Here is an 18,811-nt window from a genome sequence, read left to right as displayed (position 1 = left end):
CTTGTAGATAACTCTGAGGATAACCGTGTGGAAAATAAACAGGATTTAGAAAGCCAAGTCCCGCAATGGATTGAGACATGGAGTAAATACATTTTAGCGCAGTATTCCACAGCTTCAGGATTAGATGAACAGACACTTGAATTAGTACAAGAAATTTTATTGGCAACCACACAAGGGGATAGCTGTATCTCCGCAGGGGCGCAAAACACCGCCTTATTAAAGCCATTGATTGTAACGCATGATATTGAAGAACCTGATATTGTAGAACATGATTTAGCTGAAACAGTGGTTGCACCATTTGTGCAACAGCATGGCTTGATTTATCTATATCGTTATTGGCAACTTGAGCGTCGTTTGGCGATACAAGTGGCACGGTTAAAACAGCAGAAGATTCAACCTGTTGATGTTGTTGCATTTGATCAGCTTCTCACCGATAGGCATCAAAAAGCTGCTTTAACTATGGTGGCAGGCAATGCTTTTAATATTATTACTGGCGGACCAGGTACAGGTAAAACCTATACCTTGGCCAGAATCATTGCAGTATTGCAGCAAACCCTTCCTGATATTCGTATTGCAATGGCTGCGCCCACAGGCAAAGCCGCACAGAGAATGGGGGAAGCACTACAAAAATCATTGAGTGATCCAAAACTACACAGTTTTGGACTGAACCAACATCAATTTAATCCCATGACCTTACATCGGTTATTGGGCTTGGGAAATCAGCATATTCCTCGTTTTAATCTACGACAGCCATTGCCCTATGATGTGGTCGTGGTTGATGAAGCATCGATGCTAGATTTAAATTTAGCCACGATGTTATTTGAAGCCATTCCTGAACATTGCCGTTTAATTCTTTTGGGCGATGCCAATCAGTTGGCTTCTGTGGATGTCGGTTCGGTGTTGGCAGATTTACAGAATGTACAATCATTACAGCACAATCGGGTCAATCTACAGACCAGTCAACGCTTTAAAGATGGTGCTTTAATTGGAAAAATGGCACAGTTTATTCAATCACAGAAAAATCAAAGTATAGACCGTGCAGAATTATTGGCGAATTTTGAGCAAGAGATTGTTGAGGCGAGTGCGCTTAAACCAGTTGAGCTCAAAGCAAATATGCAAGATGTGATTCAGCTTGAATATCTGCCTGAAAAGATTTTGCCAGCAGATCTAATCCAGTATTACCAAAAACTCAGTTTAGGTTTTCAAGCTTATTTTCAAAGTTTAAACAGCTATCTGATGGCCGAAGAGCCTCATCATCAGATTGAAGCGGTGACACAAGCATTTGACCTCTATCGTATTTTAACGGCTGTTCGGCATGGTGCATTGGGATTGAATAGCTTAAACCATGAAATGGAAAAAGCATTATTTGAATATCTTCCAACATTGGCTCGTTATGGTGACTGGTATGTTGGGCGCCCTGTGATGATGAGCTATAACGATTATCAACTTGGTCTTTCCAATGGAGATATCGGAATTTGTCTAAAACATCGCCAGCATGCTGATCAATTTGAAGTCTATTTCCCCAGTTTAGACAAATGGATTGCTGCAACGCGTTTGCCTAAATCGATGCAAACCGCTTTTGTTTTAACCATCCATAAGTCTCAGGGTTCAGAATTCACCCATACCGCCGTAGTTTTGGATGTTGCAGCAACACGTTTGTTGAGCCAAGAGTTGATTTATACCGCCATCACACGGGCCAAATCAGTGGTGAGTTTACTGGTTGATCGACAAGCATTTATCCACGCTTTAGACACTGCCACAACCAGAATGAGTGGATTGGTTAGCATGATTAACACGGCATAGTTATTTTGTAGTTTTTATTGATAGTTTATCTCTATGTACGAAATTGCTTACATGAATTCGAGAGATTTGCGCATAGAGCTTCTTGTTACTTTTTGAGATGATGAAGCCATAAAGAACTCAGCAAGGATCGTTGAGTAAAATCGCAAAATAATAACAATTTAAAGTCGTGAGACTGCGAACTTACATGAAAGTAAGTGATAAGAGGAAACTTACAGCCGCTAAGCCTTGTAGTTTTGGGAGAGACTACAGGGCTTTTTTATTGAAATTAAATTCTGAATTTTTTACTTCAAAGAGAATCAAATTATTTAAATTTAGTAGGTTTTTTTAAACGCTACAACCATTGCCTCTATGTACGTTATTTCTCACATAATCTTGCGGTAAATGCGACTTCTGTTCACTATATGTCACAGGCATAATAAGTCACATAAGGACATAATTGGTCACATGGTTGTGAAATAAGTGTCATGTACAAAAACAAAAACTGCTTAGGGTACAAGCAAATACTATAAATAAGATAAGCACAATAACTAAACAAGAAACTACAGCGCAAAGGAAAAGCCCTAAGAGTAATCTTAGGGCTTTTTCATATTTTATCTGTTGCATTTAAACCAAAATCGCTGTTTAAACTGACAATTTAAACCAATTCGGTTTCTGTTCGATCTGTGCCAAATAATGCTCGACGTTGTGTTTTAGGGATCTTAGGACACTGAGTAGAAATTTGATAAAGTGTTTGCGCAAGAGCAGGAATATGTGTTCCAACTACAGCTTTGCCTGTATTTAAAATACTGACGCTAATATCACGCTCTGGATCAGCCCAGCAGAGAATGTTGGAAAAGCCTAAATGACCAAAAGCTTGCCCCGTCATTGGCCCAAATATACCCACTGGGTTACTGCCGAGCATAGGCCCCAAAGCATAGCGCATCGGTGCAAGTAAGGTTCGGTCGATGTTGGTGGTTGAGGTGGGCAAAGTTGCACGAAATACCGTTTCAGGACTCATGATTTGCTTGCCATTATATTGACCGCCATTCAATAACATCTCAAAGAAGCGATTGGCTTGTTCAGCACTGGTGTAAATATTGCCCGCAGGGCATACCGTATCCATAAAACGTGGATCATTGGTCACATCGACAGCAAGCTGTAAGCCACCACCGAGCACATGGTTTAAATATAAGTCTGTACCGAGTTTAGGGTGTACACCAGTCGGATAATTTAAAGCAACTTGATCTCTATATTCTGGTTTTAAGCCATAGTTAAAAAACTGCATATCCATCGGTTTTTCAATATGTTCATGTAAAAACTGACGAATATCTTGTCCTGTTACCCGTTCAATCAATTCACCTAAAATATAGCCTGCAGTAACAGCGTGATAAGCCAAATGCGTACCAGCAGGTGAAATGGGTTGTGCAGCGTAAAGGTGTTGTAAAATTTGATCTTTGTCAAAAAGCAGTTCTGGGGTGACTTCCATTTCTATCCGTGGAATTCCACCACGATGGGACAATAAATGGAAAATTGTGGCACGGCGCTTGCCATTTTGTGCATATTCAGGAATGTAATAACTGATCGGATCTAATAGATTGATTGCACCTGTTTCATCTAACATGTGAATCAACATTGCTGTAATTATTTTTGATGCTGAAAATAGGCAAATCGGGGTGTCTGGATTGGCAAGTACCGCATCTGAAGCCAGACCATCAGCAGAATTACCTGACGCATAACCCAGACTACGATTGAGAATAATCTCACCTTTGCGTCTTAAGCACATGGTGATCAGGGGATGGTTGCCTGTTTGATACAGGTTTTCAATACTTTGCCAAATCTTTTCAATTTGTTGTTGGGTCATCCCTCCCAGTTCTGGAGAAACTTCATTTTTGCGCTGCGTGATACTGCTTAAGTCCTTGGGTACATAGCAGGTATTGGTTGAAAACAATTTCACAATCTTTTTCCATGATTATTTTTATTCCACGGCAGTGTGAACTGAGTTGAGCATGATGTCAGTGTCCCAATTGCCATGCGATTTGTAAAAAAAATGCAATAGTTTTGTAATTAAGCCTTATGGGATATGGTTGTACGATATTTTTGCAATCTCACCCCACTTCCTTTAAAATAGGCGACTGCTGTAGTGATGCACGGCAGTTAAATTGATTTTGAAGAATCAATTTGATTTGTATCAAATATTTAAATTAAGCATCTCGGAGAAATCGAATGGCTTTAACAAACGCAGATCGCGCAGAGATCGTTGCAAAATTCGCTCGTGCTGAAAATGACACTGGTTCACCTGAAGTACAAGTTGCTTTATTGACTGCTCAAATCAATGATTTGCAAGGTCACTTTAAAGAACACAAACACGACCATCATAGCCGTCGTGGTTTGATCCGTATGGTTAACCAACGTCGTAAGCTTCTTGACTATCTTAAAGGTAAAGATGCTACTCGTTACAGCGATTTGATTGCTGCTTTAGGTTTACGTCGTTAATTCGATTTAAACTTTTATTTTCGGATTATTGCATGCTGAATGCTGTACTGATGAAAACTAAAGTCTATCCAGTATTTACTGGATAAAAGGGAAGGGGCGAATATTCGCTCCTTCTTCGTGTTTAAAATTAGTCTAACTAAAGATTTATTGTCTAGTGAGGTCGGCTTCTAAGCTTTGTCATTTATGCGGTTGATGTGAATGCCAAACCTTAGGGGTCTCCACTAGAATAAAATTAGGAAACAAAAATACATGTCAATGTTTAATGTTATTCGTAAAGAATTTCAATATGGTCAACATCAAGTTGTACTAGAAACAGGTCGTGTTGCTCGTCAAGCAAACACGGTTCTTATTACAATGGGTGGCGTAACAGTACTGGTTGCTGTTGTTGCACAACCTACTGCTAAAGCGGGTCAAGACTTCTTCCCACTTACAGTTAACTATCAAGAAAAACAATATGCTGCGGGTCGTATCCCAGGTGGTTATGGTAAGCGTGAAGGCCGTGCTTCAGAAGCAGAAACTTTAATTTCTCGTTTAATTGACCGTCCAATTCGTCCGTTGTTCCCAGAAGGGTATTACAACGAGATCCAAGTTACTGCAACAGTTGTGTCTTCAGACAAAACTATGGACGCTGACATTGCTGCAATGTTAGGTACGTCTGCTGCACTTGCAATCGCAGGTACACCTTTCCGTGGTCCAATCGGTGGTGCGCGTGTTGGTTTGATCAATGGCGAATATGTCCTTAACCCAAATTTAGAACAACTTGCTCAATCTGACCTTGACCTTGTCGTTGCAGGTACAGAATCTGCAGTATTGATGGTTGAGTCTGAAGCAAAAGAACTTTCAGAAGACCAAATGTTAGGCGCTGTGCTTTTCGGTCATGACGAAATGCAAATTGCGATCCAAGCGATTAAAGAGTTTGCTGCTGCCGCTGGTGCAACAGAATCAACTTGGACTGCTCCAGTTAAAAACGAAGATCTTCGTGCAAAATTAAAAGACGCATTTGAAGCTAAAATCTCTGAAGCGTATACCATTGCTGTTAAGCATGACCGTTATGCTGCTTTAGATGCACTTCAAGCTGAAGCAACTGCGCAATTCGTTCCTGAAAATGACGAAGCTGGTATTACAGATGACTTAAACGAATTATTTGAAGATCTTAAATACCGTACTGTACGTGACAACATCCTTTCAGGAAAACCACGTATCGATGGTCGTGATACTAAAACTGTTCGTGGATTAGACGTACAAGTGGGTGTGTTAGATCGTGCTCATGGTTCATCATTATTTACACGTGGTGAAACTCAGGCGTTGGTTACAACGACTTTGGGTAATACACGTGATGCGTTGATGGTTGATACCTTGTCTGGTACAAAAACTGACAACTTCATGTTGCATTACAACTTCCCTGCATATTCTGTAGGTGAAACAGGTCGTGAATCTGGTCCTAAGCGTCGTGAAATTGGTCATGGTCGTTTAGCACGTCGTGGTGTACAAGCTGTTCTTCCACCAGCTGATCGCTTCCCGTATGTGATTCGTATTGTATCTGACATTACTGAATCAAATGGTTCATCTTCAATGGCTTCTGTATGTGGTGCTTCATTATCACTTATGGATGCAGGTGTTCCTCTTAAAGCGCCAGTTGCGGGTATCGCAATGGGTCTAGTAAAAGAAGGCGAGCGTTTTGCTGTTCTTTCTGACATCTTAGGTGATGAAGATCACTTAGGTGATATGGACTTTAAAGTTGCTGGTTCTGCAAACGGTATTACTGCGCTTCAAATGGATATCAAAATCGAAGGTATCACAGAAGAAATTATGGAAGTTGCGTTGAATCAAGCCTATGCAGGTCGTATGCATATTCTGAATGCAATGAACCAAGTGATTTCACGTGCACGTCCTGAAATTTCTATGCATGCGCCAACATTCCAAGTGATCAACATCAATCCTGATAAGATCCGTGATGTGATTGGTAAAGGTGGTGCGACAATCCGTCAAATCACAGAAGAAACAAAAGCAGCGATTGATATCGAAGATAACGGTACTGTACGTGTATTTGGTGAAACCAAAGCGGCTGCTCAAGCTGCGATTGCAAAAATCCAAGCGCTTACTGCTGAAGTTGAACCAGGTAAAATCTATGCTGGTCGCGTGATTCGTATCGTTGAATTTGGTGCCTTTGTAAATATCATGCCAGGTACAGATGGTTTACTTCACATCTCGCAAATTTCAAACGAACGCGTTGCAAACGTGACTGATATCTTGGCTGAAGGTCAAGACGTTAAAGTTCAAGTTGCTGACGTAGACAACCGTGGTCGTATTAAATTAACCATGAAAGATGTAGACCAAGCATAATATTTGCAAGGTTTAAATCCTTTAGGGTTTGATTAAAATTTAATATAGAAAAGACTGCCTTGTGCTTCGCCAAAGTTACAACTTTGGCTTGCTCAGGGCTTTTTTTATGGCATGATGCATAACAAGAAAGACCAAAAATATCGTGAATATGCAAAGCTTTTATTTTTTTCAACACACAGATGAACCTTATACCTGTATACAAAAAGAGCCTGTTTTTAATGCAGAGCAGCAATTTGTCTGGGTGGATTGTACCCGTGAAGATGTGGTCAATCGTGCTGAGCAATGGCAAAAAGAAATCTATAATGCGACCGAAATTCACCTCAATGAATACCATATTCGAGATATTTTAAATATCGAACATCCATGCACATTTGATGCAATGGAAGATTATGATTTATTGATTTTTCGTAAATTAATTACCCCAGATGATCAAATCGATAGTGGCGAAGATGCCCTTGAACAGCATGATCGTGTTTTTGGTTTGGCGTCCTCACCAGTCAGTTTTATTATTACCTCACAAGCTTTAATCACCATTCATGAAAAGGGCAACCATGCCTTTGAAAGTTATCTTGCCCGTATTTTCAATATCATGAATAAGAGTTTAGAAGAACAAAATAAACCACGTAAATTACCGACTACGCCTTTAGATTTAGCACTGCGTTTGCTGAATAGTATGATTGATGGCTATTTGGATTTGCGTAATCCTTTGTCTCGTCGGGTTGAATTTTGGCAACAAGAACTATTGCAAGGCAATCGCCGCTTTACCAAGTGGCATCAACTGTTTCAGGAAAATCTGGTTTTTCAACAAATTGAAAATTTGTGCGAAGAACAAATAGATTCCTTACAGGAACTTCGAGATGAAATTGTTGAAAATTATGCCCATTTAAAAGGTAAAAAACGCACTGAGAAGCAGGACATTATGCTGGTTCGCGTGGATGATCTGGTTAGCCATGTTGAACGTATTCAAAAATATACAGTACGTTTAAGTACCGCAATTCAAACTGCGATTGATTTACATTTTTCTGCAATTGCCAATCAAACCAATGAGAATATGCGAATTCTTGCGATTATTACTGCGGTGTTTGCGCCATTGACCTTATTAACAGGGGTATATGGAATGAATTTTGAATTCATTCCAGGTTTACGCAGTCCGATAGGTTTCTGGGTGATGCTGGGTGTGATGTTGGGCTGTACGATTGGGTTGTTAGTCTATTTTTACCGCCGTCATTTGGTCGGGCGTGGTGAACGAAGTGTGATTGATATGTTGGCACAACAACATAAAAATCAGCACGTCAATTTACTCTGGTTTTTAGATTATGAACCGATCAAACAAACCATGAAAGAAGTCGAAAAAATCACAAAACTGAAATAATTAAGCATTATTCTAGTTGAGGATTTATCTGCGCTGTCTTTTGTAAAATTAAGTAGAGTTGATCTTTTAATCTTAATTTTTTCCGCTTGAGCTGCTCAATATTTTCATGAATATGATTGAGTGGATCAAGCTCAAGGTGACTGATTTCACGATCAAGTTCATCGTGGTCAATCAAAAGTTTAGCAAAATGCGGATCTTCTTGTTTTAAACTACACATGAGATCGCGGTGTTCTGGGAACATGTGTTTCAACTTTTTATTCATTACTTTCGAATTCATCAGAGCTCATTAACCTCTTTGTCAGAAAATTCTAAACGAAAAAACAAAAACGGAGAGACAAGTTCTCCATCATGACAGGTTAAATATTAACCTGTCACTAGGCATTAACATTTTGAAATGAATTAATGAGTATGAAGGTGAAGATGTTTGACTTGTTTTCGCAATTGTTGAACTTCATCAAGTAAATCCATCATCATTGCAACGGCAGATAAACTGGCTTCAAAGTCACGTTGTAAACGATAAGCACGACGTGCGCGTGAGATATCTTCTCCAAAAAATTGATGAATACGGTCTTCAGGACGTGCAGGTAAAATTTCATATTCAAGCAATTGCAAAATCCAATCCGGACTTTGACCGCATGCCTCAGCAAAGTGCTTGAGATCTAGATTTAGGTTTTCATCCACGATTTCTGCATCATGGAAACCGTCATAGACAATTTCACGATATTGAATAGTTGTCATGATTGCTCTCCTTTAGCAAGGCTATGTTGGTATCTATAAAATTATGAACGGGGATTAAAGTCAGTAAAAGCATCAGCAAATTGTTGATAGGCTTTTTGCTGTGTTTCGGTGGTTGCTTTGGGATAAACAATATTGATCACCAAATAAAGATGACCTGGGGTTTTATGCGGTATCCCTTTGTCTTTTAAACGGAGTTGCTGATTGGGTTTGGCATTTTGTGGCACAGTAACTTTTACTTTACCTGCTGGGGTATCAATTTCAATACTTTGACCAAGTGCTGCTTCCCAAGGTGTAACATCAACCGTGTAATAGACATCAGCACCTTCAACACGGATACGGTCAGTGTCTTGGTATTGGATCTCAATATAAAGATCGCCATTTTCACCACCGTTAATTCCAGCTTGCCCTTGTTTTGCAAGGCGAATTTGCTGACCTTCTTTCATGCCTTTGGGGATTTTAACTTGGAGGGTTTTCCGTTGTACTTCGGGTTCACCATAGGCATTATAGGTTGGGATTTGTAAGGTGATACTCTGGGTTGCGCCTTCATAACCAATGCTTACAGGAATTTCAATACTGGCATGTTGATCTTCACCTTTATAGCTGCGTTGTTGCTGAGAGCCGCGTTGCCCAAAATCTTGTTGATGTCCACCGCCAAAACCGCCACCGAAACGTCCAAATAGATCTTCAAAACCACTAAAATCTTGTCCACCACTGCTACTGTACGAACGATGGAATTGGCTACCATCAAAACCACTTTGACCTGCAGATTGCCCTCCAAACCCACCTGTATTGGCATAGGGGTTATCCAGTTCAAAATCGTATTGCTTTTTCTTTTCTTCATTACTTAAGGTGTCGTAGGCGACATTGATCGTCTGCATTTTTGCTTCAGCATCGGCTTCTTTACTCACGTCAGGATGATATTTACGTGCGAGTTTTCGATAAGCTTTCTTAATTTCGTCTGGTGTCGCATTTCTAGAAACACCTAAATCTTCATAATAATTTTTTGCCATACTTAAGGTCATTATTTTGTTTAACTTTATTCTAGTTTTATGCCTTTTTGGCTGCAGATGGAAGAGCAACTTAGTGTGGTTATTGTTTCAAAACTTATCTAGCACAAAAGCCCGCTTATTGCTGATAAAGGTGGTGTTTCATGTTCTATAGGCTTTGTGTGTTCGGGTTGGTGCTTTGGTGAAGTAAATGACGATTCCAAATAGCTATTCAACCTTTTAATTTATAAAACTTGTTGATTATGCTTTGAATTTTAATTGAAAAAAAAGAGCAAACTGAATTTGCTCTTTTCTTGGTAAAAATCGATAGTTAAATTTCTGCAAATTTAAACCATTCAGATCTTAATAGATTAACTCAAATGCTCACCAAACAGATTTAAAGCTTCTTTTGCAGTGAACTGATATTTTTTATTGCAAAATTGGCAATCCATTTCAATTGGATTTTGAATTTCTAGGGTTTCTTTGACTGCATCTAGACCAATCTGGATCAATGCATTTTTGCATTTATCGCGTGAACAGGTGCAATTGAATTGAAGCTGTTCAACATCTGGCAGACGAACTTCTTCTTCATTGTATAAACGGTAAAGAATTTCTTGTGCGGTTAAATCCGTCAATTCTTCAGGCTTTAAGGTCTGCGTCAACATAATCAAACGTGGCCATAAGTCTTCATCCACACGTTGTTGTTCTTCTTCATTATTACGAGGTAATAACTGAATCAGTAAACCGCCTGCATTGTGATGGGTACTTGCCAAGACAATACGTGTTGGGATTTGTGCAGAAAGGTCATAATACTGCATTAAACAAGCCGCAAGCGTTGGTTGATCAAGTGGCACAATCCCTTGATAACGTTCACCAAACTCAGGTTCAATATTGATAAATAACACAGGTTGTTGCAACGTGCTGAGCACAGTACTGCTGTCTTCACTCAACATAAAATGCGGATCTTCTTCATAGTCTGCAAGTGCACGTACATCACCTAAATGGTTGCATTCAGCCATCGCCCATTTGAATGTACCTTGTGCTTGAATTTGTAAGCTAATACGTCCTTTAATTTTTAATGTGCTTGCAAGTAATGCTGTTGCACTCAACATTTCACCCAATAAAATGCGCACAGCAGGCGCATAATTACGCTGCGATAGAATCGTTTGTAGTGCTGTATCTAAATGTACAATTTCACCACGTACAGGGCTATCTTCAATATAAAAACGTTGACGTAAATCAGACATAAAATTCTCCAAATCCCTGTTTAGATGGTGGCGATATTATAAATCACAAGTTTATTTCACCTGAAAAACGCTGCATCTTAAAGTTAATTTTCGTCATCACGCATAATATTAATACGATCATGCTTGGCATGTGTGGTTTGAGCCTTTTCTGTGGGTCTTTCTAAGCCTGATTCATCCAAATCTGGAACATCTTTGTATTGCTCAGGATTGTGGTTTTCAACTTGCGCATCGCTTTCAAACAGGTGCTCAAGCTCCGAAATAAAGTCCCGATAGCTTTCAAAAAGCTTTTGCTCGTCGGTATAAATACGTTGTTGACGTGTTAACAGTTCTTCATCGTAGTTTCTAAATAGCTCAACACTATCATAAGCCTCTTGTTTACTCATGCCCAGTTCACACAATGCTCGATAGCCCATACCCAAGGACGTTAAATAGGTTTCACGCCAAATATGTTTAACTCCGACATCACGCAGGAGGTGCATGTGATAACGATCTCGTGCTCGAACCAATAAGGTAAGGTTTGGATAATTGAGCAAAATATGTCGCGCAACATTCATTGAATCTTCAACATTATCAATTGCCAATACAAAAACCTTGGCCTGTTCAATTCCGGCTGCACGGAGTAAATCGGGTTGAGTCACATCGCCATAATACAAAGTACCACCATAGCGCCGAACAAAATCAATTTTTTGTAAATTATTATCAATGGCGGTAAAGGTAAAATGACGGATACGCGCCAAACGAGCAACAATTTGCCCTACACGACCAAAACCAGCGACAATAAGAGCAGGGTGTTCGTTGGGAATCTCATCGTATTTCGGTGCACTGTCTTTATTGATTAAGGGCAATACTTGTGTACTTACCAGCCAAAAGAAGATAGGGGTCAGTACCATGGATAAGGTCACAATTAAGGTGATGGGCTCCATGATTGCTTCAGCCAGTACTTTTTCGCTTTTTGCCACGTTTAATACCACAAAGGCAAATTCACCCCCTTGGGCTAAACAGGTTGCGACCATTAAACTGTTGGTCCAACTCATTTTTTTATAACGTGCAATGGCTGCCATCACGATCATTTTGATCAGAATTAAGCTGACTGCGCCACCAATAATCAGTAATGGCATATCTGCAATTAACGAGATTTGTGTGGTCATTCCCACCGTCATAAAAAATAAACCGAGCAATAAACCTTTAAAGGGCGCAATACTGGCTTCAAGTTCATGACGGAATTCAGAGTCAGCCAGAAGCACACCTGTTAAAAAAGCGCCTAAGGTTGTGCTGATCCCGAGTGTATCCATCAACAACACCACACCCAGCACGATAAATAGGCCAACGGCTGTGATCAGTTCTGTTGCACCACTTTTTGCCACAAAGCGGAAAAATGGTCGCATCACATAACGACTAAACAGAAATAAACCCGTGAACGTGGCGATAATCGCAGCAAAGTAAGCAACGCCATGATGACTCGATTCGCTGCCTGCTAAGAGTGGGATGATGGCAAGTAATGGAATCGCAGCAATATCCTGAAACAGTAAAATCGAAAAGGATTGCTGACCGTGTGTAGTATTGAGTTGTTGTTTTTCTTCCAAAAGCTGTAAAACAAAGGCGGTTGAAGAAAGTGCTAAGGCAAAACCAATCACAAAACTTGCGGGGAGTGATTGTTGAAAGATTAAATAGATGGTTCCCATCAGCACCAAACCAGTAACCCCCACCTGTAAACTTCCCATCACAAAAATGGATTGGCGCATTTCCCATAAACGCTGTGGTCGAAGTTCTAAACCAATCAGGAACATCAGTAAAATCACCCCAAATTCTGCAAGGTGCATGATTTCCTCTGGATCATTGGCGATGTTAAACGCGCTTGGACCCAGAAGTATTCCTGTAAATAAGTAACCCAGTACGGTGGCGATACCGAGTTTTTTTCCTAGAGGAACCAGGATTAATGCTGCACCAAGGAAGATGGTGATTTGGAGTAACAGTGACATTCACTTGCCTTAAGTTTTTTTCTTTCTTTAGAAATTGTAGCGTGATTTTGTGATTGACTTGGAGATATTTATTAAGAAATTGTCTTTTTACCCAATAAAAATTTAAAAATGATTAGCGAGGTAAAACGAGAACTGATGTGTAAATAAAGACGTGATAATAAACTGTATTGAAAATCCATTGCTTTATATGGCGGTAGATTTTTGCATTTTTCTAAATGATCTATTTATGCTGATGATCGTGGGCTTAAATGGAATACTATATTTTTCAATTTATTTAGAAAAACTTAATAGAATCTAAATTTAATTTAAAAAATCAATTGAGAATGATTCTTATTTATTGGTTGAGCGTGATACAGTATCCCGTAGTTCTAGATTTGCTGAGAATAAAAATGAGAATATTAGCACCATTATTTATTATAATTTTTTTTCCAATTAAAACGTTTGCTTTGTCATTTGAACTATGCCAAATGGAATCTTCTATGTGTAATAGCATTGGTGGAAGTGAATGTGGTATATGGAATTCAATAAAAACCAATTGTGAAAATAATTACGGAAGCAGTTTAATTTCAGATTCTGGTGGAAGCGGGGGCGTAGGTCAATTACCAACAATAGAAGTAGAGGCTATAAAACCAAGTCCATTCCCTAGTATATATGATCCTTGGTCTAGGCCTGGTGGTTCAGGAGGAGGTGGTGATTCTACGAGCACGAGTCCAACGTCGAGTTCTGAGGATACAGAGTTTGTTGTACCTGCTTTTACCCAAACACAATGTTCAGCGGATAGCACTTCTAATCCTATTGTGATTGCAAATGGGAAAAAAATACAGCAGGAGCTAGATTTTACAACCACTGGTGAGATGCCTTTAGCGTTTATTCGCTATTATGATTCTTTTGCTACTCGCTATGCGAATTTTTCAGTCAATGGGAAATGGAGGCATAATTTTGATTATCGTTTAGCTGTAGATCCTCAGGGAAAGAGAATTAGACAATTACCCAATGGTGAAAATTATTACTTCAATGAATTAACACGTATTCAGAAATCTAATAATGAATGGATTGTTAGCTTACCTGATGGTGGTGTAGAAATTTACATGCTAAATGGGAGGCTGCTTAGTAAAAAGAATGCTTATGGTATTGGTTGGATACTTTCTTATAATGAAAATAATAGATTAATTAAAGTCACACATACTAATGGAAGAAGTATTGACTTCACTTGGAATCAAGATGGTATGTTGAGTTCCGTCACAGATCCATCAGGGAAAAAATATAATTATATTTATGATATGTATAATTACTCATATAAATTTTTGAATATTAAAAGGACGAGAAAAGTCCCTTACTTAGCTTCTGTAACTTATCCAGATAGTTTAGGTTCTCGAACTTATCACTATGGAGAAAATGGGGCACGCCCTCAAGTACTGAGTGGAATATCGATTAATGGTAAGCGTTATAATAGTTATTACTTTGATGGAAAAAAAGCAGTTCAAAGTGGTCGTAGTGATGGTACCCAAGTTGATAAGTTAACTTATGCTGATGATTATACAATTGTCACCAATCCTTTAGGTGCGATTATTAAATATATTTATACCGATAATCAAAAAAATAAACTCGCTAAAGTAGAAAGAAGTGGGGTAAATAACTGCCCGAATAGCAGTATGGAAAATACTTACGATAACAATGGATATGTGATTTCCACCAAAGACTGGAATGGCGTAGAGACACAATATCAGCGTGATCGTTTTGGCAGAGTCACTCAAGAAACTATAGGTATCCAAAATGGTAATGCTTCCAATGCGTATATCAAAAAATATAGCTATCTTGGAGGAACCAGTTTAATCACTAAAATTCAAATACTTGATGGGTCCAATCGTCTAATTCGAGAGGAAACTTATAGTTATTATGCTGCCAATGAACCCGCTAAAAACCGCCTTAAAAGTCAGACGATCTGTAGTAAAACAGGGACAACCACCTGTAGCATAATTGCTTATGGCTATAGTTTGCATGCTGATGGAATGCTGAGTGCTGTAGTGGTCAATAAGAACGGAAAAAATACGGTTTATAACTATGGTTATCAAGGTAATCTATCCCAAATTAAAAATGCATTGGGGCATGCTATCAGTTATTCACAGCACAATGGGTTGGGGTTAGCGGGTGAAGTTATTTACCCGAATGGTTTGCTTGAATATTATGGTTATGATGCACGTGGTAGAATTATCGATATTAATCAAATGTTTGAAAGCAATAATAATATTTATTTATATACTCAATCCTTCGAACAAGGACCATTTGGTGTAACTCAAATTTATCGTAGTGGAATGACAGGGGCTTATGCTAATTATAATTGGATCAGAGAGTCTATTGATTATAATGATAATGGCACAATTGCTCAAATTACCCACGCTAAATTTAGTCAAGTTTTAAGTAGCCAAGAATATCAGTATTCAAATCTTGGACAACTCCTCAGTGTTCGCTTTAAAGAAGGTGGTTCGGTTCGTTATTCTAAAACTAATCAACATAATCAAATAGGATGGATAACCGCAGATCTAGGCAATAATGGGCAAAACCAGCGTTATGAATATGATGCCAATGGAAATGTTATTAAAGAAATTGACTCTTTGGGTAAAATCATGACATATGCTTATGATCTACATGGCAATCTGAACAAGGAAAGTCGTAGTGATGGTTCGACTATTTTATATAGCTATGACGCTATTGGACAATTGATTAGTGTTAAAGATGCAAAAGGCAATACAACGACATATAGCTATGATGGGTTGGGGCAACTGTTATCAACCAATAGTCCAGATACAGGGTTAACCCAATATCAATATGATCCAGATGGTAATCTGATTCGTTTAACGCGTGCAAATAATGTCAGCACAATATATAGCTATGATGCGTTAAATCGCCGAACTAGAGCTCAGACAGGTGATCAGATTCAAACATGGATTTATGACAATTGTAGCAATGGTGTTGGTCGCTTGTGTGCCACTGCCGATGGGGTCACGTCTACAGGTTATGGTTATACGAAAGATGGTCAACTTGCTGTACAAATTAAAAATATAGCTGGGGTTACTTACTCAACCTATTGGAACTATGATGGTTTGGGTAATTTGCTTGAAGAAAGTCGTGAGAATGAAAATAATAAAGTCATTTATGAATATGATGAATTAAATCGAGTAAATGCAGTTAAATTCAAGACAGCAGACATAACACAAACGATTGTCAGCAATGTCACATATGAACCCTATGGAGGTATTAAAAACTGGACCTATGGCAATGGTCTAACACGACAAGCGAGTTATGATCAGGATTACCGTCTAATTGGTATCACTGCTGCGGGAGTGCAAAACCTTAGTCATCAATATAATGCCAATAATTGGATCACTCAGATCAATAATGGCTTAGATAACAATAAAACCACCAGTTATAACTATGATCTACTTGGGCAATTAAACCTTGCTTCTTCAACTCAATATACCGAACGCTGGCAACAAGACAGCAATTACAATCGGACCAATCGCGTAGGCAATACCAATGCTGTAACCAACTATGTACTTGGTCAGGGAAATCGTTTAACCAGTACAACAGGCGCTGAAGCGAAAAACTTTAGCTATGATGTGTTGGGTAACCTAATCCAAAAGACAGGCTATGCTGGAACGGTTAATTACACTTATGATGGTTTTAATCGTTTGAAAAGTGTAAATACAGGTGCTACGGTAAGTTATGACTATGATGTCTTTAATCTTCGTAGTCGTAAATCTGGCAGTGGCGGAACCGTTAATTATATATATGCACCTGATGGTCGATTGCTTGCGGAGAGCCCTTTATCTACATCACAAAATGGCAGTTTAGCAAAAAGCTATATTTGGCTAGGTGGTCAACCGATTGCTGTGCTAAGCAACAATCAATTCTACTATATCCATAATGATCACTTAGGTCGTCCAGAAATCATTACTGACTCAAATCAAGCTGTGGTATGGAAAGCTCAACTGAGCAGTTATGACAGTGCAGTGGTACAAAGTAGTATTGGGGACTTTAACCTTGGTTTTCCTGGGCAATATTATGATGCTGAGAGTACCCTTTGGTATAACTGGAACCGTTATTATGATGTAAGTATAGGGCGTTATACTCAGAGTGATCCGATTGGATTGGCGGGCGGTTTAAATACCTATGCTTATGTAGAAAATAATCCGATTAATAATGTTGATCCAAAAGGGCTTGAAGTTAGAGCTGTTTTAAATCGCACTACAAATCGTTTGGCCATTATGGATATAGATACGAAACAGATGGTTGTTACCACAGCATTTTCTGGTGGTCATATATCAATGGGACAAATTGTAAGTCCAGGGTCGGGTAAAGAAATACCTGCACCTAATGGAACTTATATTATTACTAATAATCCTAATCCTAAAAAGCATCAAGTTGGATGGTATGGTTTATTAAGAAAAGGGGATGGTAAATTAGATGATTTTTACAATGGGCGTGGTGGCTTTCGTTTACATTCAGGCACAGTTAGCCATGGATGTGTAACTGTTGATAGTACTGATAATAACAATTGGGAAAAAGTTTCAAAATTATTGAATAGTACGAAAACAACTCAAGTCACATATGAAGAACCATGGTATTCCCCAAATAAACCGATGACTCGGTATGGAGAAATAGAAATTGTTAACTAAAAATAAATTACACTTATTCTTATGTTCTTTAATGATTGCTCTTTTTTTCATAGGATGTGTTTATTTAAGTCTTATATTTTATAAATTGAGTTTTGTAGAGTCTAATCTATTAAAATTTAGAGTTGTGAATATATGTATGAGATTACCTAGTGAAAAAATACCAACTTTTCTTTGGACATCTATCAATAATGATATTAGTGAAAATAAAGATCTAGAACAAAATAAAAGAGTAGATTTTTATACTGCTCTTTTGGTCACTTGTGGTGACAAAATCTCAAGAAATCATGATCAAAGCTTAATTTTTTATGAAAGTGTAAAGTTAGAAGATACTGAATTATTAATCAATGACTTAAAAGAATTTATCAGTAGACATAGATCTAAAAACGTATCTGGAGATGAAATCCAAATGTTGGAAAATTGGGTGGAATATTTTGATGTTAAGCTAAAAGAGAGAAATTATGAAAATATCCATAATTAGCTTTATTTGCCTGATGATCACTGGGTGCAATTTCATAAATGTAGATCGCTGTCTGGATAACGGTGGTCGTTGGGATAAACAAAAACAAGAATGTATCTATCAAGAATGATTTTTAATCATAATTATCTTTCTATATCTAATAAATTAGCATCACACACTTAGCCGTTTTAGCATGGGAGAGATTGTTTGGACACTGAATTAAAAAACTATATGAATCCAAGATATATAATTTGCGCAATGATTGATTCATGCTTTATTGATCTAGATACGCTCATCGGCTGGGTTGATATGAACATAAGTCATGTTGATACTCCTAGGGATTGGCTATTTTCTGTTTCTTTAGCTACTGACCTTAAAAATATAAATGACGGTATTAGATGTGGTTTAGCAAATGAAAATATGCTGGATCATAACTTAATCGATTCGCTTTTCATTGGTTTTGCTTACATTCGCTATAAAAAAGGCGAAATAAATATCAGTGAATTAGATAAAATTTTATCTGAATATTTCGTTTCTGATAGAGCGCTTTTTAATGAAGATGATTTATTTACTTATTTTTATAAACCAAACTCTAATTCTCAATTAGTTCATGATATTAATTTAAAATTTGCTGAGTATGAATCTATCAGCAGAAAGGCTTTTGAATATTTTCATAGTGAAAAAGTAATTGACGCCTTAACAGATTGATTTTTTATATCATTAATTCAAAAAAATAGT

General features: G+C 38.2%; 13 protein-coding genes. 7 read left to right on the top strand and 6 right to left on the bottom strand.

The features are described from left to right. Positions 1 to 27: 27 nt before the first annotated feature. Positions 28 to 1,803: an exodeoxyribonuclease V subunit alpha gene (gene recD / locus AS4_RS19810; RefSeq protein ID WP_197724421.1), complete on the top strand. Its 1,776-nt coding sequence runs from the start codon at positions 28 to 30 to the stop codon at positions 1,801 to 1,803. Positions 1,804 to 2,437: 634 nt separating this feature from the next. Here the strand turns inward: recD and AS4_RS19805 are convergent. Then, entirely contained in the window at positions 2,438 to 3,736 is a 1,299-nt protein-coding gene (locus AS4_RS19805) for a serine hydrolase domain-containing protein (protein ID WP_096735257.1), read from the bottom strand. A gap of 269 nt (positions 3,737 to 4,005) precedes the next feature. Between AS4_RS19805 and rpsO the strand changes: the two genes are divergently transcribed. The 3 genes from rpsO to AS4_RS19790 all read left to right on the top strand — a co-directional run bounded on the left by rpsO (position 4,006) and on the right by AS4_RS19790 (position 7,990). Beyond that, on the top strand, positions 4,006 to 4,275 hold the full coding sequence (gene rpsO / locus AS4_RS19800) for a 30S ribosomal protein S15 (protein ID WP_004725514.1): 270 nt from the start codon (positions 4,006 to 4,008) through the stop codon (positions 4,273 to 4,275). 255 nt (positions 4,276 to 4,530) lie between these two features. Continuing rightward, on the top strand, positions 4,531 to 6,618 hold the full coding sequence (gene pnp / locus AS4_RS19795; protein ID WP_171478454.1) for a polyribonucleotide nucleotidyltransferase: 2,088 nt from the start codon (positions 4,531 to 4,533) through the stop codon (positions 6,616 to 6,618). Positions 6,619 to 6,766: 148 nt separating this feature from the next. After that, positions 6,767 to 7,990, top strand: coding sequence for a magnesium transporter CorA family protein (locus tag AS4_RS19790; protein WP_096735255.1), 1,224 nt, complete (start codon positions 6,767 to 6,769; stop codon positions 7,988 to 7,990). Between the two features lie 7 nt (positions 7,991 to 7,997). On the opposite strand, the gene AS4_RS19785 is transcribed toward AS4_RS19790, so the two are convergent. The 5 genes from AS4_RS19785 to AS4_RS19765 form a co-directional block, all read right to left on the bottom strand. Further along, positions 7,998 to 8,267, bottom strand: coding sequence for a YdcH family protein (locus tag AS4_RS19785; protein ID WP_004725519.1), 270 nt, complete (start codon positions 8,265 to 8,267; stop codon positions 7,998 to 8,000). A gap of 122 nt (positions 8,268 to 8,389) precedes the next feature. Next, on the bottom strand, positions 8,390 to 8,728 hold the full coding sequence (locus AS4_RS19780; protein ID WP_004725521.1) for a chaperone modulator CbpM: 339 nt from the start codon (positions 8,726 to 8,728) through the stop codon (positions 8,390 to 8,392). Between the two features lie 41 nt (positions 8,729 to 8,769). Next, positions 8,770 to 9,738, bottom strand: coding sequence for a DnaJ C-terminal domain-containing protein (locus AS4_RS19775; RefSeq protein ID WP_096735254.1), 969 nt, complete (start codon positions 9,736 to 9,738; stop codon positions 8,770 to 8,772). 347 nt (positions 9,739 to 10,085) lie between these two features. After that, positions 10,086 to 10,961: an Hsp33 family molecular chaperone HslO gene (hslO, locus tag AS4_RS19770; RefSeq protein WP_004725526.1), complete on the bottom strand. Its 876-nt coding sequence runs from the start codon at positions 10,959 to 10,961 to the stop codon at positions 10,086 to 10,088. 83 nt (positions 10,962 to 11,044) lie between these two features. Continuing rightward, positions 11,045 to 12,940 (bottom strand): monovalent cation:proton antiporter-2 (CPA2) family protein, encoded by a 1,896-nt coding sequence (locus AS4_RS19765; RefSeq protein WP_096735253.1) that lies wholly within the window; start codon positions 12,938 to 12,940, stop codon positions 11,045 to 11,047. A gap of 479 nt (positions 12,941 to 13,419) precedes the next feature. Here AS4_RS19765 and AS4_RS19760 point away from each other — a divergent pair, with 479 nt between their 5' ends. The 3 genes from AS4_RS19760 (at position 13,420) to AS4_RS19750 (ending at position 18,781) form a co-directional block, all read left to right on the top strand. Then, on the top strand, positions 13,420 to 17,616 hold the full coding sequence (locus tag AS4_RS19760; RefSeq protein WP_319922698.1) for an RHS repeat-associated core domain-containing protein: 4,197 nt from the start codon (positions 13,420 to 13,422) through the stop codon (positions 17,614 to 17,616). A 136-nt stretch (positions 17,617 to 17,752) separates the two neighbouring features. Beyond that, positions 17,753 to 18,094 (top strand): hypothetical protein, encoded by a 342-nt coding sequence (locus tag AS4_RS19755; protein ID WP_227548102.1) that lies wholly within the window; start codon positions 17,753 to 17,755, stop codon positions 18,092 to 18,094. 186 nt (positions 18,095 to 18,280) lie between these two features. Continuing rightward, positions 18,281 to 18,781, top strand: coding sequence for a hypothetical protein (locus AS4_RS19750; protein ID WP_126606946.1), 501 nt, complete (start codon positions 18,281 to 18,283; stop codon positions 18,779 to 18,781). The last annotated feature ends 30 nt before the right edge of the window (positions 18,782 to 18,811 follow it).

Source organism: Acinetobacter guillouiae, assembly GCF_002370525.2.
GTDB classification, from domain to species: domain Bacteria; phylum Pseudomonadota; class Gammaproteobacteria; order Pseudomonadales; family Moraxellaceae; genus Acinetobacter; species Acinetobacter guillouiae.
The sequence above is the reverse complement of the archived record's forward strand: the minus strand, read 5'-3'. Positions and strand labels throughout refer to the sequence as shown.